This window comes from Flavobacterium sp., from assembly GCF_004295795.1.
Taxonomy (GTDB): Bacteria; Bacteroidota; Bacteroidia; order Flavobacteriales; family Flavobacteriaceae; genus Flavobacterium.
Genome location: NZ_SEBR01000026.1, coordinates 1 through 22,566, shown reverse-complemented (window position 1 = coordinate 22,566; position 22,566 = coordinate 1). Strand labels below are relative to the sequence as shown.

Below are 22,566 nucleotides of genomic sequence, written 5' to 3'. Positions count from 1 at the left end.
TTCGTGGTTTACAAATATAGGATTGGGATTCGAAGATTGAAAGGTTAGTTTTGGAATATTGTTTCCTTTGAACTTTGGGTAGTTGAATTGGCGGTTTTTCCGATTGGATGTCCGAATGATTTTTGGGGAATTACAGGTTTTAGACCTGTCAGGTCTTAAGAGGTGACAGGTCTTCTTTTCTGTAACGTTCCATGAGCAAAACAGCCTTTCTCCCCAAATAGATTCCATGAAATACGTTGTTGCTGCGACCAAAAGTTGTGGTTTTGACAGAAATGGAGAAAAGCCGTTCCCATTCCAGAAATCTCGCAGAGCAACAGAGCCTTTCAAGCGAATTTTGCAAGATTGATAGGTTTGTCTTGATTGCTGTTTTGGCTGACAAGGGGTCAGAAAAACGATAGCCGGATGAGAGCGATTATTCCTACGAATTCATTGATTTTCCTACAAAAATGGACACACCCTGTCAGGGTTATAAACCCTGTCACTGTTTTAAACGGTGACAGGGTTGTTTTTTGTAAGAATTAGGTGTCGGAAGAAACGAAATCCCACACAAACAAACAGTGTCCCGATTTCGGATTGTGTTTTGCCCCGAAAGCTATCGGGACGGATTTTGGAATTTGTAATTTGGGAATTAAATACAAACCCTAATTTACTCTTAACACGATCTGCAAATCCCTACAATTCCATACATTTGCGCAAAAATTCACCACTTGAAAAAGCTGTTGTTCTTTACCCTTTTGGCACTTTTCGCGTCTTTTTCGGGAGTTGCCCAAAAGAACGATAAAATCAATATCGAGCACGCCGACAACGTCGACAAGAACGAATACGAAATGCCCGGTGCGCTTTTGCTTCAGGGCAACGTTCGCGTGAACCACGACGGAGCGATCATGACATGCAACAAAGCCTATCTTTTCCCCGACGGAAAGTACATGAAAGCCTTCGGAGACGTGCGTTTGGTGCAAGGCGATACTTTGTTTCTGGATAGCCGATACGCCGAATACAGCGCAACGACAAAACAGGCGCTCGCCACGGGAAATGTTGTGTTGCGTTCGCCCGACATGACCTTGACAACCGACACGATCTACTTCGACAGAAACGTTCAGGAAGCGTATTACCGCACGCCGGGAACGATTACAAACAAGGACAACGTTCTCAAAAGCAACACTGGGCGGTATTACGCAAGCCAGAAAAAATTCGTGTTCCTCACGGCCGTTACGCTTACGAATCCGAAGTATGTGATGAAATCGAATCATCTGGATTACTTCGACAATTCGGGTCACGCCTATCTTTTCGGACCGTCGACGATCACTTCGGAACAGAATTATATCTACACCGAAAAAGGCTTCTATGACAGCAAAAAGAACGTCGGACACTTTCTCAACCATTCGTACATCAATTACAAAGACCGAAAAATCGAAGGCGACAGTTTGTTTTACGACAGGAAAATCGAGTTTGCGTCGGCGACGAGAAACGTGAAGATCACCGATACGATCAACAAAGGCATCGTGAAAGGCCATTATGGCGAAGTCTGGAAACTCAAGGATTCGCTTTTCGTGACCAAACGCGCCGTGGCGATCAATCTCGTCGAAAAAGATTCGGTCTACATTCACGGAAAACGCCTTTTGGTAACCGGAAAACCTGAAAATCGCGTCATCAGGGCTTGGCCGAACGCGCGTTTCTACAAATCGGACATGAGCGGCAAATGCGATTCGATCCATTCGAGCCAGGTTACGGGTTTGACCAAAATGATCAACAAACCGGTTTTGTGGAATTTTGAGAATCAGCTTACGGGCGACATCATGCATTTGATCGCCGACAAAAAAACCGAAAAACTCGATTCCCTCAAAGTGCTCGGCCACTCGTTCATCATCGCCAAAGATTCGGCCGGAACGGGTTACAACCAGGTCAAGGGTGTGAATCTGTACGGAAAGTTTCGGGAGAATAAGCTGTATGAGGTCGATATCGTCAAGAATACCGAGTGTATTTACTATGTTCGGAATGATGCACAGGAACTCGTCGGGATCAACAAATCGGCGGGAAGTCGCATCAATCTTTTGCTTACGGACAACAAAATCGACGTTTTAACGGTCTACGATTCGCCGGCCGGAGACTTGACACCCGAAAAAGATTTCCCCGAAAACGCTAGAAAACTAAGGGATTTCGTGTGGCGCGGAGACGAACGGATCAAAACCAAGGACGATATTTTTCCGCCAGAGGAAAACGCCTACGCAGACGAGGCCAAAAAAGAAACCGACGCCGAAGCCAAAATCGACGACAAACCAATGGAAATCCGAAAGGAAACGCTTGATTACGGAAAACCGGTGGATACGAAAAAGAAAGCGCCGGCCAAGAAACAGTCGGTGAAATCCCAACCGAAACCATCGGCCAAAGCCGGCACTTTGCCCGCAACTCCATCCGCGAAAGCGAAACCCGCTACGGCCGTAAAAGAAGTAAAAGTCAATTGACGCAACCTTCGCTGTGTTTTCGGCATCTTCCACTAAAATCCGAAAGCATCCGGATTACAAAAACGAATTCGATTCCCATTCCAAAAACGTGAAAGCAGATTTTTTCCAATACCAAGCACAAACGTCGCCATTTCCGTTGGGAATGGAAGTTTCGCACGCCTCAGGTTCGTATATTTTCGATACTTCGGGCAAGAAATATCTCGACTTCGTGGCAGGCGTTTCGGCTTGTTCGCTCGGACACGTCAACCAAAGAGTCAACGATGCGATCAACGAGCAACTGCAGAAGTATTCGCATGTGATGGTTTACGGGGAATACGCGCAACATCCGGCTACGGAATATTGCAAGATGCTGGCGAATTTGCTGCCCGAACCTTTGGACAAGGTCTATTTGGTCAATTCCGGAACCGAAGCCACCGAAGGCGCTTTGAAACTCGCCCGACGCGTTACCGGAAGATCGCAACTTATCTCATGTCGCAACGCCTATCACGGCAATACTATGGGTTCGATGAGCGTTATGGGTTTTGAGGAGCGCAAACAGATTTTTCGTCCGTTGATTCCAGATGTGGATTTCATTACATTCAACGAGGAATCGGATTTGCTGAAAATCACCGAAAGAACGGCCGGAATCATTGTAGAAAGCATCCAAGGCGGCGCCGGATTTATCCAACCGACGGACGGCTGGTTCAAGAAATTGCGCGAAAGATGTACCGAAGTAGGTGCTTTGATGATCGTCGACGAAATACAGCCTGGCTTTGGACGCACGGGAAAATTGTTCGGATTCGAAAACTACGACGCCGTTCCCGACGTACTTATAATAGGAAAAGGAATGGGCGGCGGAATGCCAGTTGGCGGATTCGTGGCCTCGTCCAAAATGATGGATTTGCTTACGCACGACCCAAAACTCGGACACATCACGACCTTTGGCGGACATCCTGTCATAGCGGCAGCTTGCCTTGCTACTTTGAGCGAAATCACTGAAACAGAACTGATTCCGCAAACATTACAGAAAGAAAAGCTGTTCCGAGGTTTATTGGAACACAATTTGATAAACGAGATACGCGGAAAAGGACTCATGCTTGCAGCCATGACGCCATCTGCAGACATCACTGACAAAGTGATTTTGAAATGCCAGGACAAAGGTCTCATCTTATTCTGGCTGCTTTTTGAAGGCTGCGCTATCCGCATTACGCCACCGCTCACGATTTCGGAAGACGAGATTCGCGAAGGTTGCAGCATTTTGCTCGAGGCGCTAGATGAAGTACAGGAAGAATTACGCGTTAATTCGAATCAGGAGTACGATTGATTCACCAAAGCGAACCACGGGATTCGCATCCATCTTTAGGGAATTGCCCTAAAATCATGACTATCCGGGAAGTACTGTGAAACAAGTGTTAATTAAATTGTTCACAACAATTGTCCGCTGCGACGGCTAAAGGAAAGCGCGTTCGCTAATTTTAGTCGCAGGATAATTCTAAAAATTTCAAGTATGCATATCAGCAACGAAGACGAAGAATACAGCTTATCCTTATCTAAATTCGAATCGATGTTGAAAACCAACAAAGTCCTCTTTTTCGATTCGGAGGAATTTGAAGACATCATTCTCCACTACCTTGATACGGGTAAAGCCGCACTGGCAAAAAAAGCACTTAAATTGGCGCTTGAACAGCATCCAAGATCGACAGGTCTGAAATTGGTGCACGTCGAGATGCTCATTTATGACGACAAGCTCGACCAGGCAGAAAAACTGCTGAACGAACTTTTCGCGCTCGAGCCGAACAACGAGGAAATCTACATCCAGAAAGCCAATATCCTGTCCAAACGGGACAAGCACGAAGAAGCCGTTGCGCAACTTCGAATCGCTTTGGATTTTACCGAAGATTATGCCGACGTGTACAATTTGATCGGAATGGAATATCTTTTCATGGACAACCTCGAATCGGCCAAGGAAAATTTCATCAAATGTCTGGAGGAAGATCCGGAAGACCAAGCCGCCTTGTACAATGTGGTTTACTGCTTCGAATTTTTGGACCAGAACCAGGACGCGATCGACTATCTCGAGAAATACATCGACAAAAATCCTTACAGTGAAATCGCTTGGCACCAAGTCGGACGCCTTCACTACGGATTGAAGCAATACGAACTGGCGCTGCGAGCATTCGACTACGCGACTTTGATCGACGAAGAATTCCTTGGAGCGTTCATGGAAAAAGGAAAAGCGCTCGAGCGATTGAAGCGTTACGACGAAGCTATCGAGGCCTATAACCGCACGATCGAGATCGACGACCCAACTTCTTATGCATTGCTTAGAATTGGCAAATGCTATGAAAAACTGGGCAAGAAACCGCTCGCCTTGAAGTACTACAACAAAACGGTTCACGAAGATCCGCTTCTTGACAAAGGCTGGATCGCAATCACCGATTTCTACGTCCGCGAAAAGAACTTCCAGAAAGCGTTGTTTTACGTCAACAAAGCACTGAATATCGACAATTCCAACCGTTTGTATTGGAAGCGTTACGCAGTGATTAATAAGGAAATGAACTTTTTCGAGGAAGCCGAAGTCGGATACAGAAAAGCCGTAGAATTGGGCGATTTCCAGCTCGACACCTGGTTGTTTTGGGTTGACATTTTGCAGTTTTTGGGAGAATTCGAGAACGCGACGACGACATTGTTGCAAGCCAACGAATATTTTCCGGACGAATACGAGATCGAATACCGCCTCGCCGGAATCTATTTCTCGGGCAAGGAAGACACCAAAGGGAAATTCCACCTAAGCAACGCTTTGCGCCTCAATTTCAAGCACCACAATTTGCTCAAGGATTTGTTTCCGGCGGCTTGGGAGCGAAAAGTCGTCAAGAACATGATTGACAAGTACAAAAGTGAACACTGAAATTCTTTATAAGATTTGAAAACCGGTTTTAAGAACCGGTTTTTTTTGTGATGGAATTTTTGGCGAAGTTTGTGTTTGAGTTTGTCACGCTGTATTATTGGTTATTTGAACATTTATTTTGTTGCTTTTTAAACGATTATTTTTATAACCAATACGCTAGAAAACAAAATCTTAGAAGCTTCTATATAAACTGCGATATAACCCAATTCCTCTATATGAACCCTGTCACTGTTTAAAACGGTGACAGGGTTTATAACCCTGACAGGGTTAGAAAAGTAAGGAAGTCCAACAAACTTCAATTACAGATTTTCTGTAAAAAATCTTAAAAAGCCAATTCCCATCACTCCCAAAACCAGAATAAAAACCAAACCCAAAATTTTGAACCTGTCGTTCTTTACAAAACTGACAGGTCTAAACCCGAACCCATCCGAAGAAAACTCCGTCAAAAAAATCCAACCACACCAAAATTTCGCGCCCCAAAAAACTAAATTTGCGCATGCAGATCGAACATCCAAAGAAAATTTACGGCCTTTTGGGGAAAAATATTTCCTACTCGTTTTCGAAAACCTACTTCACCGATAAGTTCCAAGGTCTCGGACTCGACAATTTTTCATACCAAAACTTCGACATCACCGATATTTCAGAATTTCCGGGAGTTTTGAAAACCGAACACCTTTCAGGCCTGAACGTCACGATTCCATATAAGGAAACCGCAATGCCATACTTGGACAAAATCTCCAAAAAAGCCAAGGAAATCGGGGCGGTCAACACAATCCGATTTACAAAAAAAGGCCAACTCAAAGGTTACAATACCGATTTTTACGGCTTCCAGAAAGCACTCGAACCGCTAATTCAGCCGCATCACACGCGGGCTTTGATTCTTGGAACCGGAGGTGCGTCAAAGGCAGTTGCGTTCGCTTTGACCCAACTCGGGATTTTTTACACGATCGTTTCTCGGGAGGAAAAACCGGGAATGATCGACTACAACCGCATCAATGCGACGACTTTCGACAATTACCACATCGTGATCAACTGCACGCCTTTGGGCACGCATCCCAACGTTTTGGAGTGTCCGCCTTTGCCATACGAATATTTCACATCGAAGCACATCGCTTTCGATCTGGTTTACAATCCGTCAGAAACCGAGTTCATGAAGCGCGCGGCCAACTTTGGAGCCGTGACCAAAAACGGATACGAAATGCTGGTTTTCCAGGCCGAAAAAGCTTGGCGCATCTGGAATAAATAAGTATCGCTCCCTTTTTTCAACGCTATTTCCCTGATTTGTCTTTGGGCGTTGCGCCGGAACAAACCCTGTCTCCGAATCCAATTATCGGCCGGCGCCGGGCTTCCGCTTTTATCTTTTACGCCGCTACGCGTCTTGAAAAAAGGATAACAGCTCAAATCCCTAACGCGGGCGCGGTTACATGCAATACTGTTTCCAGAGACAAATTCGGCTGTAAAAACAACGATCCGCAAACCTTTCGGCCAATCGAAGCCATAAGTGCAAGATCACAAAGCCAAAAGTCGTATCGCATCCAAAGCCTTTAAAAATGGGCGATTCACAACCGTTTTTGTTTTGCACTTCAAAATCACTTTACTACCTTAGGGCGCTAATTAATCGCATACGCATGTCAGAAGAGAAGAATGATAACCTGCTTAACGCAGACGGACAACCAGACAACCAAACACAACACGAGCAGCCGGAGACAGATGCAGGAGCAGATGCAGTTGCAGGAGCAGATGCAGTTGCAGAAGCAGTTGCAGAAGCAGATGCAGATGCAGATGCAGTTGCAGATGCAGACGATACGCAAGCTGAAGATAACGCTTCCGCGGAGGAACCGCAGGCCGCAAGTGAAGAACCAGACGGAATTGCCGATGCGCTCGTAGCCGAATCGGAAAAACCAGAGGTCGAAGAAGCGCCAGAACCGGACGATGTCGAGATTCCCGTGGGCGACAAACCCGCATCGGAACCAAAAGTCGACGCGGTCGTGACGCCCGAAGCTGAAAGCACAGCCAGTATCGGTGAAGCGATCGTAGCCGAATCGGAACAACCGCAATCGGAAGAGCCGAATGTCGTGACGCTGAGCGACGAAGAAGTGGCCAACGACGATCTGGTAACCGAAGACAATTCAGAGCTTTTGGGCGAACAAGACCCGATTGCCGCCGTTGCCGCGATCTCGAATGCAAACGCCGAAGAAAGTGAAGATTCCACCGTAGCCGATGGACACGAAGTCGAAATGCTCGACTACGACACGCTTTCGATGGAAGAACTCGTCTCGGAACTCGAAAAATTGGTCGTTGTCGAAAAAGTCATGTCGGTTCGCGATCACGTAGAACAGCTGCGCACGGCTTTCCTATCCAAATACAATCATTTCATCGAAGAGAAAAAAGACGAATGGCAAGCCGAAAACCCTGAAACGACAGAAGAATTCGAGTACCATTTTCCGTTGAAACAAAAATTCGACAAACTTTTCAGCCAATACCGCGACAAGAAAAGCACGCATTTCAAAAGCGTCCAGACGAATCTCGAAGGCAATCTCAAAAACCGCCTGGAAATCGTCGAGGAACTCAAAAACCTCATCAATCCGAACGAAAACATCAAGGACACGCTCAAGCATTTCAATGAACTACGCGAACGTTGGAAGCACGCGGGCGCGATCCCGAAAGACAAATACAACCACGTCTGGAACAATTACCATTTCCACGTCGAGAATTTCTACGATTACCTTCACCTTGACAGAGACGCGAGAGATCAGGATTTCAAGCACAATCTCGAGCGCAAGCAAAAAATTATCACAAGAGCCGAGGAATTGGTAAACGAAGCCGATGTCACGAAAGCTTTCCGCGAACTGCAGGATTTGCACCGCTTGTGGAAAGAGGAAATCGGGCCTGTTTCCCGCGAACACCGCGAAGCGATCTGGAACCGTTTCAGCGAACTGACACGTCAAATGCACGACAAGCGCGAAGCATTGTACGAAGCCGCACGCGGAAAAGAAACCGAAAACCTCGACAAGAAACGCGACATCATTTCCAGAATCGATGCCGTTACGGCAGAACCTGTTTCGGCACACAACCAATGGCAAGGCCAGATCGACAAGATCGAGGCTTTGAGAAACGAGTTTTTCGGAACCGGGAAAGTTCCCGCAGAAGTCAACGAAGAAGTATGGAGCGCTTTTAAGGCGGCCGTTCGCAACTTCAATGCACAGAAGAATTCGTTCTATAAGGACATCAAGAAAGACCAACAGGACAACCTGAACAAGAAACTCGCACTCGTCGAAAAGGCGAAAGCGTTACAGGAAAGCGAGGATTTTGCAGCCGCAACTCCACAGATGAAGCAAATTCAGGAAGAGTGGAAAACGATCGGACACGTTCCAAGAAAATATTCCGACAAGATCTGGAAGGACTTCAAGGAAGCTTGCAACCGTTATTTTGAGCGCCTCAAAGACTCGCGTTCCGAAGTCAATGGCGAAGAAGCCGAAGCGTTCGAAAGCAAGAAAAACTTCATAGACGAACTGCGCACTTTCGAAATGACAGGCGATCACAAAACCGATCTTGCCGCGATCAAAGGTCATATCGAAAAGTGGAAATCGTTCGGAAAAGTGCCTTTCAACAAGCGTCACATCGAAGGAAAATTCAACAAAATCCTCGATGCGCTGTTCGAAAAACTGAGCCTGAGCAAGAAAGAAGGCGATATGGTTCGATTCACGAATCGCGTCGAAGCCCTTGCCGGAAGCGACGATACGCGCAAACTCGACAACGAGAAGATTTTCCTGATGCGCAAGATCGAGGAAACGCAAAGCGAGATTTTCCAGTTGGAAAACAACATCCAGTTTTTCGCCAACGCCAAGAAAGACAATCCGATGGTTCTGGAAGTCCGCAAGAACATCGAGCGCCACAAGGAAGAACTCGAAACATTGAAACAGAAATTGAAGCAGTTGCGAAACATGCAGCAGTAATTTTCTACCGATACATTCAGAGCCAGGTTTTTCGCCTGGCTTTTTTATTTTTACTATCCGCTTCGCTTTTGTTGAACCTAAGTTCTTTTGCAAAATTTTTGAACCATTAAGAACATTAAGGTTGGACTTGCAATCCCGAACTTGAAAGGTTGCATTGGCTTTAGCTGAAATCCCTAAAGCGATGGTTTTGAGTTTAAACATCCAAAAAGCGCACAATTTCTGATGTTTCATTATCGTTAGACAAAAAGAACTGAAAAACAATGCGAAAAACTAAAACGATCAAACCAGTATTGACCCTATTTTTTTTGTTGTTCTCCTATACCCATGGATACACATGCAGTATGTACAAGATTACCCTTGGTGATAAGACGATTGTTGGGACAAATTTTGATGCTTACTATACATCACCGAGAATTTGGTTTGAAATAGCTCCTAAACCAGGAACTTACGGAGCGGGATTTTCAGGTGGTAGAATAAGTGGCGTGAACGGATTTGCACCCCAATCAGGAATGAACGAGGCAGGACTTTCGTTTTCCCGACTTGCGACAGCAACACCGCAGAAGAACATTGTGGATATGAGGCATAAAAAAAACATTTCCAATGAATGTAGTTATCTGAAAGATATTTTGCACACTTGCAAATCAATAGAAGAAGTTCGAAAGTATATCAGCCAATACGACCACAGCTTTTTTAAAGAAGATGTATTTATTTATATAGAAAAATCAGGGAAATATTTAATAGTCGAACCTTATACCTTGACAATAGGAAATGATGCCAACTATGTGTTGTCGAATTTTTGTCCATCAGTTACAGATGCAGCTTACGCGAATAAACTGGATCGCTACCGCAAGGGCGTGGAATTGTTGAAAATCAAAGTAGATACGACATCGGAATTTTGTAAAGCTATGTCCGACTCAATGCACGTTTGTCGTAAGAAAATTGGAGACGGAACGCTATTGTCTTCGAACTGGAACCTAAAAGACGGGCTGGTTGCACTGTACTTTTATCACGACTACACACATTCCATTCAGTATAACCTGAAAGAAGAATTGGCAAAAGGTGACCATTTTTTTGAGATCCCAAAACTATTCCCACCTAATGCGGAATTCCAACGACTGTTGAACTACCGCATTCCACAAAACACTCCAGCTTTGGAATTCTTTTTATTGTTTTGTAGTGGATTGTTTTCGTTCACGTCCCTATTTTTCCTGGTCAGCTTTATTAGGACAAGAAAATCGGCAAGCCACTCGAATATCAAAGCATTGTTTGTCCCTTTGGGCATAATAATGACATTTTATATGTTCTCATTATTTAGGAACGTCATGATATTTTACTCGCCATCACCCTACAAAGATCATATTTTTACGATTCAGAATATAGCCGCATATATTCCCTTTCTAATTCTGGCAGCAATAATCCCGCTGTGTTTTGTAAACAGAAGAATTTTAAAAACGAATGCCTGGTCGAACTTTTCAAAATTCTTACTGACAACAAACAATCTGACCTTTATACTTTTGATTTGTCTGTTTTGCTATTGGGGACTTTATAGCATTTTTTGAGAAAAGGTGAACGCTTATAATTTTTCACATTCAATAAATTCGCGATAAGAGTGCGTACTTTTTCCAGAATAATCAGGAGCGAAAGACTTCAACCCGAAATCAGGCTCCAATATAATTCGAAGTAGGAGCTTTGTTGCCAAAATCAAACAACTATCTTCGCGTTCCGAAAATTTCCGCGATGAAAACATACCCCAAAATCACAGCCACGACTTCTACCCTTTCCGAATCCGACCTGGAAAAATTCGCGATTGAAAAATACGGATTGAACGAAACGTCCCGATGCAAACTCTTCCGAACCGGGATAAACCACACGTACATGATTTCGGACGGAGCGAAAAAATTCGTGCTCAGAGTCTATTTCAAGGATTGGAAAACCGAACTCGAGATCTCGGAAGAGATTCGGCTTCTGGACTTGCTAAACGAAAATGGAATAAACGTTTCCCATGCCGTGCCAGATTCCGACGGAAATTACATCCAGAAACTGAATGCACCAGAAGGATTGCGCCATGCGGTACTTTTCACGTTTGGCGAAGGCGACAAAATTCGGTTTTTGAACGAGGAAACCTGCTTCACGATTGGGTCTGTCATGGCGAAAATGCATAAGGTCACTTCGGGCGAATCGCTGGAGCGTTTAGCTTTCGACGAGCATTCGCTGCTGCATTCGGCTTATAAAACTAGTACTTCCATTTTTTCGGATGCGCTTCCGGAAGTGAAATATCTCAAACAAACCATCTCCAGAATTTCGGGCAGTTTTGCCTCGCGAAAGTTTTTGGATTGCCCAAGCGGGATCGTCCATCTCGACATTTGGTACGACAATATGAGCATCCGGAACGATCGCGAAATCACGCTTTTCGACTTCGACAATTGCGGAAACGGCAAATTGATCCTCGACGTCGCCTATTTCTGCAAACAGCTTTTTCACATCGAATCCGACAAGGAAATTTACAACCAAAAAGTGGCTGCCTTTCTCGACGCATATAGGTCGCAACGGAGTTTATCTGACGCAGAGCTCGCGTTTCTTCCGGAATGTGGCGCGGCGATTTTCATCTATTACCTCGGAATGCAAGCCAGCCGATTCGATTGGTCGAATATTTTCATGTCTGAAAACTATCTCAAAATGTACATCGGACGGATTCGGGCTTGGTTGGATTACCACCAAGACAAAGTGTCGAATGTCAATGTTCTGACGCGTTCGAAAGCCGAATAATTTACGTCACCGATTGATTTTGCTCCTTTTCTTTTTTTTTGCCGCAACGATTCGTGCATTCGTGGCCAATAAAAAAAGCCACGGATGCACGAATTTCACTTTGCCTTCTCGACAATATCAAGGTTTGCTGCGAAATTTGAACCGCGAATTCGCGAATTTGAACCTGAGCCCGAAACCAAATCTGCAAATTCGCGGTTAAACTTTACCTATACGCGGCAAACGCAACAAATCGGTAACGCGGGAAACATTGCGCTAAACTTCCCGTTCCCTTTTGCTAATCCAAACGTAAAAATTTCATAACCGCTTCAGGCTTTTGGCGGGGCTAACTTGCACTCCCAATAAACCTAAGACAACAATGAAAAAAATTACGCTGTTGTGCTGCCTCGGCTTTGCGGCCTTTGCACAAGCACAACTTTCTCAACCCGGAGACATCGCCTTTGTAGGCTGGAACGCCGACGGGGACGACGACATCGCATTCGTCACATTCAAGGACATTTCTCCCAATACGAACATCTATTTCTGTGATTCGGAATGGAACGGAACAGGTTTCGGAACCGATGAAGGCGATTTTACGTGGACGTCAGGGGCGGCACTAATTCCCGCCGGAACAGTAATTCACATCAACGCTTTGAGCGCGGCCATCAACACTTCTCACGGTGTAATCTCGTTTTCGAACGCAGGCGGACTTTCCTCATCGAGCGACGCCATGTTCGCGTTTTTGGGTACGGCTCCAAGAACGGCAACGGTTCATTTGGCGGCGATTTCAAACGCGGCTTCCGGCTTCGGAACTTTGGCAAATACAGGTTTGGCAATCGGAACAACGGCGATCTTGTTGCCCGAAGGTGCCGATATCGCCAATTACAACGGACCGAGAAATGGTTTGGACATAAACGGCTATCACGCCCAATTCGGATCAAGCTCGAACTGGCAGATCGAGGACACGGCAGCCGACGATCACAACAACGGAACAATCCCCGATCTTCCTTTCAATGCATCGATTTTTACGATCTCAAATGCCGATGGAACGCCGCCTTCGGTTGCTTCCGTCGCTCCAACTCAAACTACGGTTGCCATTGTTTTCTCGGAAGCTGTGACCGAAGTTCAAGCCGAAACCATCGCGAATTACTCGTTTTCGCCAGCGCGTACGATCACTTCGGCGGTTTACGACGCGGCTCTGAACAAAGTGGTTTTGACGCATGAAGGATTCGCAACGGGAATCGCTTACACACTTTCGGTCTCGAATGTAGAAGACGTGTCCGGAAACGAAATGACGCCTTTTACGAGCGATGCGATTTTCTTTAACGGACTCGCTTCCGGACTTGTGATTTCTGAAATTATGTACAACGCGCCATCGGCGAATTCCGATCAGTTGGAGTTTTTGGAAATCTACAACAACACCAACAATACGATCGCTTTGGGCGGAATCCGTGTGAAGGACGAGGCGAATTTCGTGTTCCGATTTCCTCAAATGGACGTCGCATCGCATCAGACGGTTTTGCTTGCGACGGACAAAACCAGCGCCGACGCATTTTACGGCGTCTCGTTTATCGACATGCCGCAAAGTATCATAAACGCTTTGGGCAACGGGGGCGAATTGCTTCAGATCCTGAACACTCAGGACGGCGTGATTTCGCAAGTGACTTACGACGATGCGGGTTCGTGGCCGACCGCTGCCGACGGAAACGGTCCATCCTTGGAACTCAAAGATCCGAACGGCAACCTGAACTCAGGTGACAACTGGCAAGCCGCGACGAACCTTGTGGGACAATCCATCGGACAAAACGTCTATGCTTCGCCAGGCGTTTATGTTCCGAATGTGACAATGACAGCTTCGTTCGTCAACCAATATAAAATCGTAGACAAGACGGCCGGTTTCGTACAAGTCGGAATCACGGTCGCGAACATTTACACCGAATCGGCACAAATTCAAGTTTCGGTCATGCCGAACGTCGGAACTGCCGTTGCCGGAAGCGATTTCACTTTCGCGACGCAAAACGTGAGTTTCCCTGCGAATGCGACCACGACGCAAACCATCGACATTCCGGTGATGAACACAGCTGACGGAAAAAACAAATTCTTCATCCTGAAGCTTACGGACACGAACGGCGCGCCTCTTAACGGAAGCACTACGACAACCGTTTATATCAAAGACAGCAATTTCAATGCTCCGACGGCTTCGAACGCGCTTGACGTGCAGTATCTCGACAGTTATTTGGTCGATGCGAACGGATCGGCAGAAATCGTGACGCACGATCCGGTTTCCCAGCGTTTGTTCGTCGTGAATTCTACCGCTACCAAATTGGCGATTCTCGACTTCTCGAATCCGGAAGCGATCGAGCAAGTAGCCATGATCGACATGTCGCAATACGGAATCGGGGCGACTTCGGTGGCTTTCAAAAACGGAATCGTGGCGGCAACCGTCGAAGGCGCGAACTACGGAAATGGAAAAGTGGTTTTCATGGACATAAACGGACAGAATGTTTCTTCGGTAGAAGCCGGTGTTTTACCCGATATGGTGACTTTTACGCACGACGGGATGAAAGTCCTGACCGCAAACGAAGGCCAGCCGAACAGCGATTACAGCATCGATCCGGAAGGCACGATTTCGGTGATCGACGTATCTGCCGGACTCGGAAACATCACGCAAGCCAACGTGACGAATATCAACTTCAACGCTTTCGACTCCCAGATCGTGGCTTTGAAAGCGGCCGGAGTCAGGATTTTTGGGCCAAACGCGTCAGTTTCCCAGGATTTTGAACCGGAATACATTTCAATCGCGGCCGACAACCAAACGGCTTGGGTGACGCTTCAGGAAAACAACGCCATTGCCAAGATCAATTTGGCGAACAATACGATTTCGCAGATTTTGCCTTTGGGGACGAAAGATCACAGCCTCGAAGGAAATTCGATTGATACTTCGGATCAACTCGAGTCGGTTTTCTTTGCCAATTGGCCAATCAAAGGCTTGTTCATGCCAGATGCGATGGCGAATTACACTGTCGGCGGAACGACTTATCTCGTGACTGCCAACGAAGGCGATGCTCGTGAATACGACAATATGGAAGAAGAGAAAAAGGTCGGTGATGCCGATTATATTCTTGATCCTACGGTTTTCCCGAATGCCGACATCCTAAAGAAAAACACGAATTTGGGACGTCTTGCGGTGACTTCGGTTTCGGGCGATACTGATGGAGACGGAGATTTCGACGAGATCCACGCTTTCGGAACGCGCTCGTTTTCAATCTGGAACGGAACGACAGGCGAACTGGTTTTCGATTCAGGTGACGATTTCGAAAGAATCACGGCTTCTGATCCAACTTTCGGAACGCTATATAATGCCAGCAACGACAACGCCAACTTCAAGAACCGTTGCGACAACAAAGGTCCGGAGCCGGAAGGCGTGACTGTTGCCCAAATCAACGGAGCGACTTATGCGTTCATTACACTTGAGAGAATCGGTGGCGTCATGGTTTACGACATCACGAATCCGCAAGCGCCAACTTTCGTGACTTATAAGAACAGCCGTCAAGGAAACGGTGGTGATTTGGGTCCGGAAGGCATCATTTACATCAAACCGGCCGACAGTCCAACGCAAACCGGATTGATCGTCATGGCCAACGAAGTGAGCGCGACCTTGAGCATTTACAAAATCGCGAACGACCTGCTTTCAACAGGAGATTTCGAGTCGCCAAAGACTTTCGCGATCTATCCGAATCCGGTCAAAAACGGACAATTGTTCTTCAACCGACCTGTTTCTGTAGAAATGTTTGACCTTTCAGGACGTTCCGTCGCTCGCAAAAACGACGCTCCGAGCCTTGAAATCGCCAATCTTTCCAGCGGAATCTACATTTTAAAGACTACAGATGGCTTTTCACAAAAAGTCATTATTGAGTAGATGTTAGTTTTTTATTTTTAGTTGAGGCCGTTTCGAAAGAAGCGGCTTTTTCTTTTTTTGAGCTTTTTCCGGCTTACTGGCACTAGCTTTTTTGTAAAAACCGGTTTTTCTAAAGTTTAAAACGAGCTTCCTGCGGTCGCTGTTTTAAACTTAGAAAAATGCGGTTTTTTCTGCAAAAGGCTAGTTGCCGTCATCCGGGCTAGGGATTGTCGTAAGACGATCCTTTTTTTTGTTTTTTATTTCTGGATTCAGTGAACCTCGTTCCTCGGTTTGCCTCGCCGCAAAAGTAACAAAAAGGCTCGCGGCACGACCGATTTTGGCGACCTGACAGCCTTGGAAATTCGGAAATGAAAGGAACTCGCGGGAAAGTTTTCTCGAAACGACTTCGTTTTAAGGTCGCTCAAACAGCCTTTCCTTTCGCGAATTTCCAAGACGTCAGGTGCCCGCCAAAACGCTCAAATGCCGGACTGATTGGAAAGTGTTTATTGACATTTTTCCGCCGCTTGCGCTTTGGAAAAATGCGTCTCCGAACACCTTTCTTCCTCAATCGCCAGAATCGTTTCCATAATGTCGCCACCGGAAACTTTTGGCTTGAAAACCCGTGCTTCGAAACAGCTGAATCCCGTTCGAAAATTTGTCCGAAGCCGCATTTTCCTAAGACCTAACAAATCTCCAAGATTTGTTAGGTCTGGCCGAAGTTCGGGGAAAAAATTGGGAGTCGATTACAGATTTTCTGTAAAAAATGTTAAGATTTTTACTCGTGTGATTGTTTCGTGCCGACGTGAAAACTTAAGACTTTCGATCAACGCCGACCCATTTTCACCGTCAAAGACACACCTGTTTTTCCCTATGGAGACAACCGGAAACTTTTATCTTTTAAGCCCGTGTTCCCAAACGTCTTAAAAGCTTATCGAAACCCGTGGGAAGCTGCATTTTTCTAAGACCTAACAAATCTCCAAGATTTGTTAGGTCTGGCCGAAGTTCGGGGAAAAAATCGGGAGTCGGTTACAGATTTTCTGTAGAAATGTTAAGGTTTTTGATCCGAATGGTTGTTTCGTGCCGACGTGAAAACCCGAGACTTTCGATCAAACGCCAACCCATTTTCTCCGTTAAAAACATAGCTGTTTTTCCCTATGGAGACAACCGGAAACTTTTAGCGTTGAAAACCCGTGCTTCGAAACAACCAAAAAACCAGTCAAAATTTGGTGGAAAGCCGCAGTTTCCTAAGACCTAACAAATCTCGAAGATTTGTTAGGTCTGGCCGAAGTTCGGGGAAAAAATTGGGAGTCGATTACAGACTTTCTGTAGAAAATGTTAAGGTTTTTGATTGAATGGTTGTTTCTATCAAACGTAAAAACGCAAGATTCTCGATCAAAGCCAACCGATTGTCTGCGTCACAAAGACACGCATGTCTTTCGCTAGGAAGGCAAATGGAAAGGTCCTGCACACCAAGATTTCCTGCGAAGCCATTTTTAGAGCAGAAAGTCAAATGTTCAGTTGGTAAGGCCTTTTGTTATTTTTGCGGACGGGCTCTCTGCAACAGCTGCGTTTCTGCAACTGCTACTGCTACTGCAACTGCTACTAAAACGCAACTGCTTCCGCTACAACTTCTTCGCCTCGTTCCAGAAAACGTCCATCTCGGCCAATGTCATATCACTCAAGGGTTTGCCAAGTTCGGCTGCTTTCGATTCGAGATATTGGAAGCGTTTGATGAACTTCTTGTTGGTGCGTTCCAAAGCATCTTCGGGATTTACGTTCAGGAATCTCGCGTAGTTGATCATCGAGAACATCACGTCGCCAAATTCCGACTCGATCTTGTCTTGGTCGCCGCTTCTGATTTCGGCTTGGAATTCCTCGATTTCCTCCTGCACTTTGTCCCAAACCTGATGCGGTTCTTCCCAATCGAAGCCAACGCCTTTCGCCTTGTCCTGGATTCGCGAAGCCTTGACCATGGCCGGAAGCGACTTCGGAACGCCTTCCAAAACCGATTTCTTGCCTTCTTTCAGCTTGAGTTTTTCCCAATTCTGCTTGACTTCTTCCTCGTCCTGAACCTCGACGTCGCCGTAAATATGCGGATGGCGATGGATGAGTTTCTCGCAGATCTCGTTGGCCACGTCGGCGATGTCGAAATCGTTAGTCTCGCTTCCGATTTTGGCATAAAAAACAATATGCAGCAACAAATCCCCGAGTTCTTTCTTGACTTCCTGCAGGTCGTTGTCGAGAATCGCATCGCCAAGTTCGTACGTTTCCTCGATCGTGAGATGGCGCAAGGATTGGAGCGTCTGCTTTTTGTCCCACGGACATTTGGCGCGCAGTTCGTCCATGATGTCGAGAAGTCTGCTGAAGGCGTCGAGTTGCTGTTGGCGTGCGTTCATTTTGGTCGAAGTGATAAGGTTTGGATGGCCGAAAATTCGGGCTTCCCAAAAATAGCGAATGTTGCGACCGACTTCGGTTTTAGTTCTTAAAAGATTTGAACCGATTGGGATTTTATCCGATAAGACAAATCCGAATCGTTGGATAGCCAATCCATTCTGTCCTGACAGCAAAACAAAAAATCCCGACTTCAAAGAAATCAGGATTTGTATAACGTCCCGATGACTCAGGTACTTTGCACTCAGGCTAAAAAACTATTCTTCCGTTTTCTTGGCCTTCGTTTTTTTGGCCGCTTTCGGTTTTTCTTCGACGACTTCCGCAGTTGGCGTTTCTTCTGCTTGGGCTTCGGCTTTTTCGGCTTTTGGTTCTTCTTTCGAAACCAAACCTTTTACCTGAAGAATGTTGTACCAGTTCAGGACTTTCTTGATGTCTGACACATAAACGCGATCTTGGTCATAATCGGGAACGACTTCACCAAAATACGCCAAAAGCGCCGCATTGTCTTCCTTGGAAGAAAGCGCCTCGCCTTCATTTTCCTTGACCGCGATCGCGCGCAAAACCTCAACAAGTGGTTTCTCGCCACTTTCGGTGTACATCGAGATTTCAGAAAGTAGGCTCACGTTGCTGCGAAGTCCTACCGTCACTTTTTTGCCGTCAAGCAAAGACTCGGCAACGAATCCTGTGCGCGTTTGAAGTTTAAGTTCGAAAAGGCCCGGTTTTCCGGAAATCGCCAAAATTTTGTCTATGTTCATTTTTAGTCGGATGTCGAAAGTCGAAAGTCAGGAGACTCAAACCTCGTTATTAATTAATTATCAATTATTCCTTATCAATTATTTACCTGCTTTTTTTCGGGCCCGCGAATTTCATGCGATAATCGGGGCGCACTTTGCCGTCCATGATTTTTTGGAGTCGGCCTTTGACCAACTGCTTTTTCAGAGGCGAAATTTTGTCGGTGAACAAAACGCCTTCAATGTGATCGTATTCGTGCTGTATCACTCTGGCTATCAATCCGTTGAAAACTTCTGTTTTCGTATTGAAATCCTCGTCCTGGTATTCGATCGTGATCTGTTCGTGCCTGTAAACATCTTCTCGAACTTCGGGAATGCTGAGGCAACCCTCGTTGAAACCCCATTCCTCGCCTTCTTCCTTGAGCATTTTGGCGTTGATGAACGTCTTTTTGAAACTCTTCAACGCTTCCTGTTCGTCTTGTGCAAGATCTTCGTCTTCACCGAAAGGCGTCGTGTCGATGACGAACAAACGAATCGGCAAACCTACCTGAGGCGCCGCCAATCCTACGCCGTAAGCATTGTACATAGTTTCATACATATCCTGGATCACGCGTTCCAAGTCAGGGTAAGATTCTAAAATGTCCTGCCCTTTCTTGCGCAAAACCGGATCGCCGTATCCAACAATTGGTAAAATCATCTTGGTGCGTTTCGTGCGTTTGGCCGAAAACGTTGGCAAAAATACGCAAAAAATAGACATTGGTTTTCCGATGCCCTAGATTTGGGAAATTTTTAATCGGATGTACGAAAAATTTGGGTTGTCGTCAATTTCCATGACGATTTATGCTTCTGACAACAATTTCTTTACGCTTTTGAGAATATTTTCTGATAATCCCGACAGATTCACGAGCTGTTCGATCACGAGCTGGCTTTCTTCCATCTTGAGTCGGAATTCCTCGCTCTCGGCAAGGTGTCGTTCCTGAAGTTCTTGCGTCCGGATATTTTTGAGTTCGGTAAAATGCATCGCAAGTTCATTCTTTTCGGACGAATTTTCCTGATCGCCAATATCTTGCAGATTCAAAAGCGCGATCGATTGGTCGAGATTCCGAATGACTGTCTGGCAAACGATATTGAAAGCGTTCGACGCCTTGGACGTCTTGTGCGATTGGATATAAGTACCAAGAGATGCCGATGCCGAAAGCAAAGTGTGGTTCAAAACGGCCAATTTGTAAATTTGCGGCAACTGTTTTTGCTTGGATTTCGGTTCGAGCTGCATGCGCTGGAAAGACGCCGTAAGATTGCCGGTTTCTATGAACGCGCTCTTTCGGGCAAGCCGATACGACGTCGTAACATCGCCTTTTTGGTTGTAAAACGCCGAAATCTCGTTCAGATAATTGCGGTTGGCCTCGATCGATTTCTTGATGTGAGACGGAACATTCAAGAATTCCCAGGACGGCCACAAGAAGTAATTCGCGACAAAAGCCAATCCCGAACCGATCAAAGTGTCGATGATGCGCAATTCAATGACCTGATTGACATTCGGCGTAAGCGAGGCGTACAAAAACACCACGTACATCGTCACAAAAGTCACCCCAATCTTATAATTGGTCGAGGTAAATGCGAATCCCAGCAACATCGAAATGATCGTCAAAGTGCCTATCGCGACAGAATTATGGACGAAATGCAAAAATCCGAATGCGATCATTCCGCCCAGAACAGTCCCGAAAATCCTTTGGTACGAGCGGTCTTTGGTCAATCCGTAACCAGGACGCATGATCACGACAATCGTGAGCAAAATCCAGTAGACGTTTTCAAGTTTGAAGATCGCGGCGATCAGGAATCCGACGAGCAAAGTCGCCGTCATTCGCAGTGAATGCCTGAAAATCGAAGAGGAAAATCCAAGGTTTTCGCGAAACGTGCTCCACGGATAATAGGCCGGCGCCAAAAATTTCTCGAGATCGCGGTCGCGGCTTTTCAGAAAATTCATCGAAATCTTTCCGTCCGAAAAAGCGCGTTCGATCAACTTGATTTTCTCGATTTGTTTCTCGGCGTAATGCAACATGTTGGTGAGCATAAAAACGCCTTCGGACGCATTTTCCCGTCCGAGTTCTTCCTCATAGCTGCGGATCGATTTCTCGAAAGCGGCCAAATCATCAAGCAAATTGTGCTTCGATTCGTATTTGTGATTCTGTTCGATACTCTTGGTGATTTTTTTGAGTACCGACCCCAGATTGTAGGCCAGATTTTGGTAGGTTTTCAAAGCATAGTCGTGTTTCTCGAACTTCGCGTGCAACTTGTTGTGGTCGAACGAGGTCGAAAGCGCCAATTCCATGATCTCTACCAGCGAAATGAAGACGAGCAATAATTTACGGTTCTGGTTGGAATGCCCCGAACTGAAACGCGTCCGGATCAAAACCTCGCGCAGATTCTCATGGATCGTATTGAGTTCGACCTGCAAGTGCAATTGTTTTTCGATAATTTTAGACCGATACGCCTCGCGTTCCCACAGATCGCCTCGAAATTTCAGGTATTTGGAAGTCAGGCGCATGCATTCGGCCAGTTGCAATTCGGTGTACCGATGCGGTCTGACAAAGTGGAAAATCAGGGAAACCAGAAGGTAAAAGAGCCCGCCGGCAAATATCAGCCCCGATTGCGCGACCATTTCCCAACCCGGACGGATGTGTCCGAAAGCCAGTGCCACGGCAAGCAGTCCGGCGAAAGACACCATATTGGCGCGATGCCCATAAACCGAAATCATCGCCAGGAAAAACAACAGCGCCGCCGTAACTGGATACAAAATAAACGGATACGGATACAGGATGTTGACGAGTAAAAAACTTCCGGCCACGATGAGATCGGCAACCAAAATACCGTTTATCTTATGACGCAGATTACTCGGAATATCGGCCGGATAAATCAGGAAAGCGCCGAGCGCAATGGCAAATCCTGTTTCGAAATAGCCCAATCGCGAACAGATTATTACCGGCAAAACCGATGAGATCGTCACTTTTAGTGCGTTCTCGAAGTTCGTCGTGTCGGTCAGTTCGCGGATTTTGTTGAGCATCAGGCAAATTTATGCAATGCTTTCGGCTTTTAAATCGTGATTTAACGAATCGTTTTTAACATTTTTTAGTTGGAGCTTTTTCCGGCTTACTGGCACTAGCTTTTTTGCAAAAACCGGTTTTTCTATGTCTTGAAACGAGCTTCCGTTGGTCGCTGTTTCAAGTCAAGAAAAATTCGGTTTTTTCTGCAAAAGGCTAGTTACCCGCATCCGGGCTAGGATTGTTGTAAGACGATCTTTTTTTTTGTTTTCTATTTCTGTGTTTACGGAAATTATCTCACTCTCGAAACCTAATAGAAATGAGCTTCGCTCATTTTGCTTCTTTTCGGCAGCTGCGCTGCCGCAGGCTTTGATTTTGATTCGTCGCCTGCCAGCGGGGCTTACTTTTGCCTCGCCGCAAAAGTAACAAAAAGGCTCGCGGCACGACCGATTTTGGCGACC

Annotated in this window: 13 protein-coding genes; 8 read left to right on the top strand and 5 right to left on the bottom strand. The window is 46.0% G+C overall.

Features of this window, described 5'->3' with window-relative positions:
- The first annotated feature begins 707 nt into the window (after positions 1–707).
- The 8 genes from EOO49_RS16865 (at position 708) to EOO49_RS16830 (ending at position 15,966) form a co-directional block, all read left to right on the top strand.
- A complete protein-coding gene (locus tag EOO49_RS16865; protein ID WP_290847833.1) occupies positions 708–2,462 on the top strand; it encodes an OstA-like protein in 1,755 nt (584 codons plus the stop codon).
- Between the two features lie 88 nt (positions 2,463–2,550).
- Positions 2,551–3,765 (top strand): aspartate aminotransferase family protein, encoded by a 1,215-nt coding sequence (locus tag EOO49_RS16860; RefSeq protein ID WP_290847831.1) that lies wholly within the window; start codon positions 2,551–2,553, stop codon positions 3,763–3,765.
- Between the two features lie 183 nt (positions 3,766–3,948).
- Positions 3,949–5,349 (top strand): tetratricopeptide repeat protein, encoded by a 1,401-nt coding sequence (locus tag EOO49_RS16855; RefSeq protein WP_290847829.1) that lies wholly within the window; start codon positions 3,949–3,951, stop codon positions 5,347–5,349.
- A gap of 496 nt (positions 5,350–5,845) precedes the next feature.
- The gene (locus EOO49_RS16850) at positions 5,846–6,595 is read left to right on the top strand and encodes a shikimate dehydrogenase (protein ID WP_290847828.1); all 750 of its coding nucleotides are present in this window, start codon (positions 5,846–5,848) and stop codon (positions 6,593–6,595) included.
- A 382-nt stretch (positions 6,596–6,977) separates the two neighbouring features.
- Positions 6,978–9,305 (top strand): DUF349 domain-containing protein, encoded by a 2,328-nt coding sequence (locus tag EOO49_RS16845; RefSeq protein WP_290847826.1) that lies wholly within the window; start codon positions 6,978–6,980, stop codon positions 9,303–9,305.
- Positions 9,306–9,646: 341 nt separating this feature from the next.
- The gene (locus EOO49_RS16840) at positions 9,647–10,864 is read left to right on the top strand and encodes a hypothetical protein (protein ID WP_290847824.1); all 1,218 of its coding nucleotides are present in this window, start codon (positions 9,647–9,649) and stop codon (positions 10,862–10,864) included.
- Positions 10,865–11,042: 178 nt separating this feature from the next.
- Complete coding sequence (locus EOO49_RS16835) at positions 11,043–12,071, top strand: phosphotransferase (protein WP_290847822.1); 1,029 nt, start codon at positions 11,043–11,045, stop codon at positions 12,069–12,071.
- Between the two features lie 355 nt (positions 12,072–12,426).
- On the top strand, positions 12,427–15,966 hold the full coding sequence (locus tag EOO49_RS16830; protein WP_290847820.1) for a choice-of-anchor I family protein: 3,540 nt from the start codon (positions 12,427–12,429) through the stop codon (positions 15,964–15,966).
- Between the two features lie 1,601 nt (positions 15,967–17,567).
- Here the strand turns inward: EOO49_RS16830 and mazG are convergent.
- The 5 genes from mazG to EOO49_RS16805 all read right to left on the bottom strand — a co-directional run.
- Positions 17,568–18,341 (bottom strand): nucleoside triphosphate pyrophosphohydrolase, encoded by a 774-nt coding sequence (mazG, locus tag EOO49_RS16825; protein ID WP_290847818.1) that lies wholly within the window; start codon positions 18,339–18,341, stop codon positions 17,568–17,570.
- A 252-nt stretch (positions 18,342–18,593) separates the two neighbouring features.
- Positions 18,594–19,091, bottom strand: coding sequence for a DUF5606 domain-containing protein (locus EOO49_RS16820; protein WP_290847816.1), 498 nt, complete (start codon positions 19,089–19,091; stop codon positions 18,594–18,596).
- An 82-nt stretch (positions 19,092–19,173) separates the two neighbouring features.
- Complete coding sequence (def, locus tag EOO49_RS16815) at positions 19,174–19,764, bottom strand: peptide deformylase (protein WP_290847814.1); 591 nt, start codon at positions 19,762–19,764, stop codon at positions 19,174–19,176.
- Between the two features lie 141 nt (positions 19,765–19,905).
- Positions 19,906–22,128, bottom strand: a complete 2,223-nt coding sequence (locus EOO49_RS16810) for an FUSC family membrane protein (protein ID WP_290847812.1) — start codon at positions 22,126–22,128, stop codon at positions 19,906–19,908.
- A 162-nt stretch (positions 22,129–22,290) separates the two neighbouring features.
- A partial coding sequence (locus EOO49_RS16805) for a hypothetical protein (RefSeq protein WP_290847810.1) occupies positions 22,291–22,566 on the bottom strand: 276 nt, incomplete at its 5' end.

Coding starts and splice junctions, on each gene's coding strand:
- EOO49_RS16845 (WP_290847826.1), top strand. CDS start 6,978: ATGTCAGAAGAGAAGAATGATAACCTGCTTAACGCAGACGGACAACCA.
- EOO49_RS16840 (WP_290847824.1), top strand. CDS start 9,647: ATGTACAAGATTACCCTTGGTGATAAGACGATTGTTGGGACAAATTTT.
- EOO49_RS16850 (WP_290847828.1), top strand. CDS start 5,846: ATGCAGATCGAACATCCAAAGAAAATTTACGGCCTTTTGGGGAAAAAT.
- EOO49_RS16835 (WP_290847822.1), top strand. CDS start 11,043: ATGAAAACATACCCCAAAATCACAGCCACGACTTCTACCCTTTCCGAA.
- EOO49_RS16830 (WP_290847820.1), top strand. CDS start 12,427: ATGAAAAAAATTACGCTGTTGTGCTGCCTCGGCTTTGCGGCCTTTGCA.
- EOO49_RS16855 (WP_290847829.1), top strand. CDS start 3,949: ATGCATATCAGCAACGAAGACGAAGAATACAGCTTATCCTTATCTAAA.
- EOO49_RS16820 (WP_290847816.1), bottom strand. CDS start 19,091: ATGAACATAGACAAAATTTTGGCGATTTCCGGAAAACCGGGCCTTTTC.
- mazG (WP_290847818.1), bottom strand. CDS start 18,341: ATGAACGCACGCCAACAGCAACTCGACGCCTTCAGCAGACTTCTCGAC.
- EOO49_RS16810 (WP_290847812.1), bottom strand. CDS start 22,128: ATGCTCAACAAAATCCGCGAACTGACCGACACGACGAACTTCGAGAAC.
- def (WP_290847814.1), bottom strand. CDS start 19,764: ATGATTTTACCAATTGTTGGATACGGCGATCCGGTTTTGCGCAAGAAA.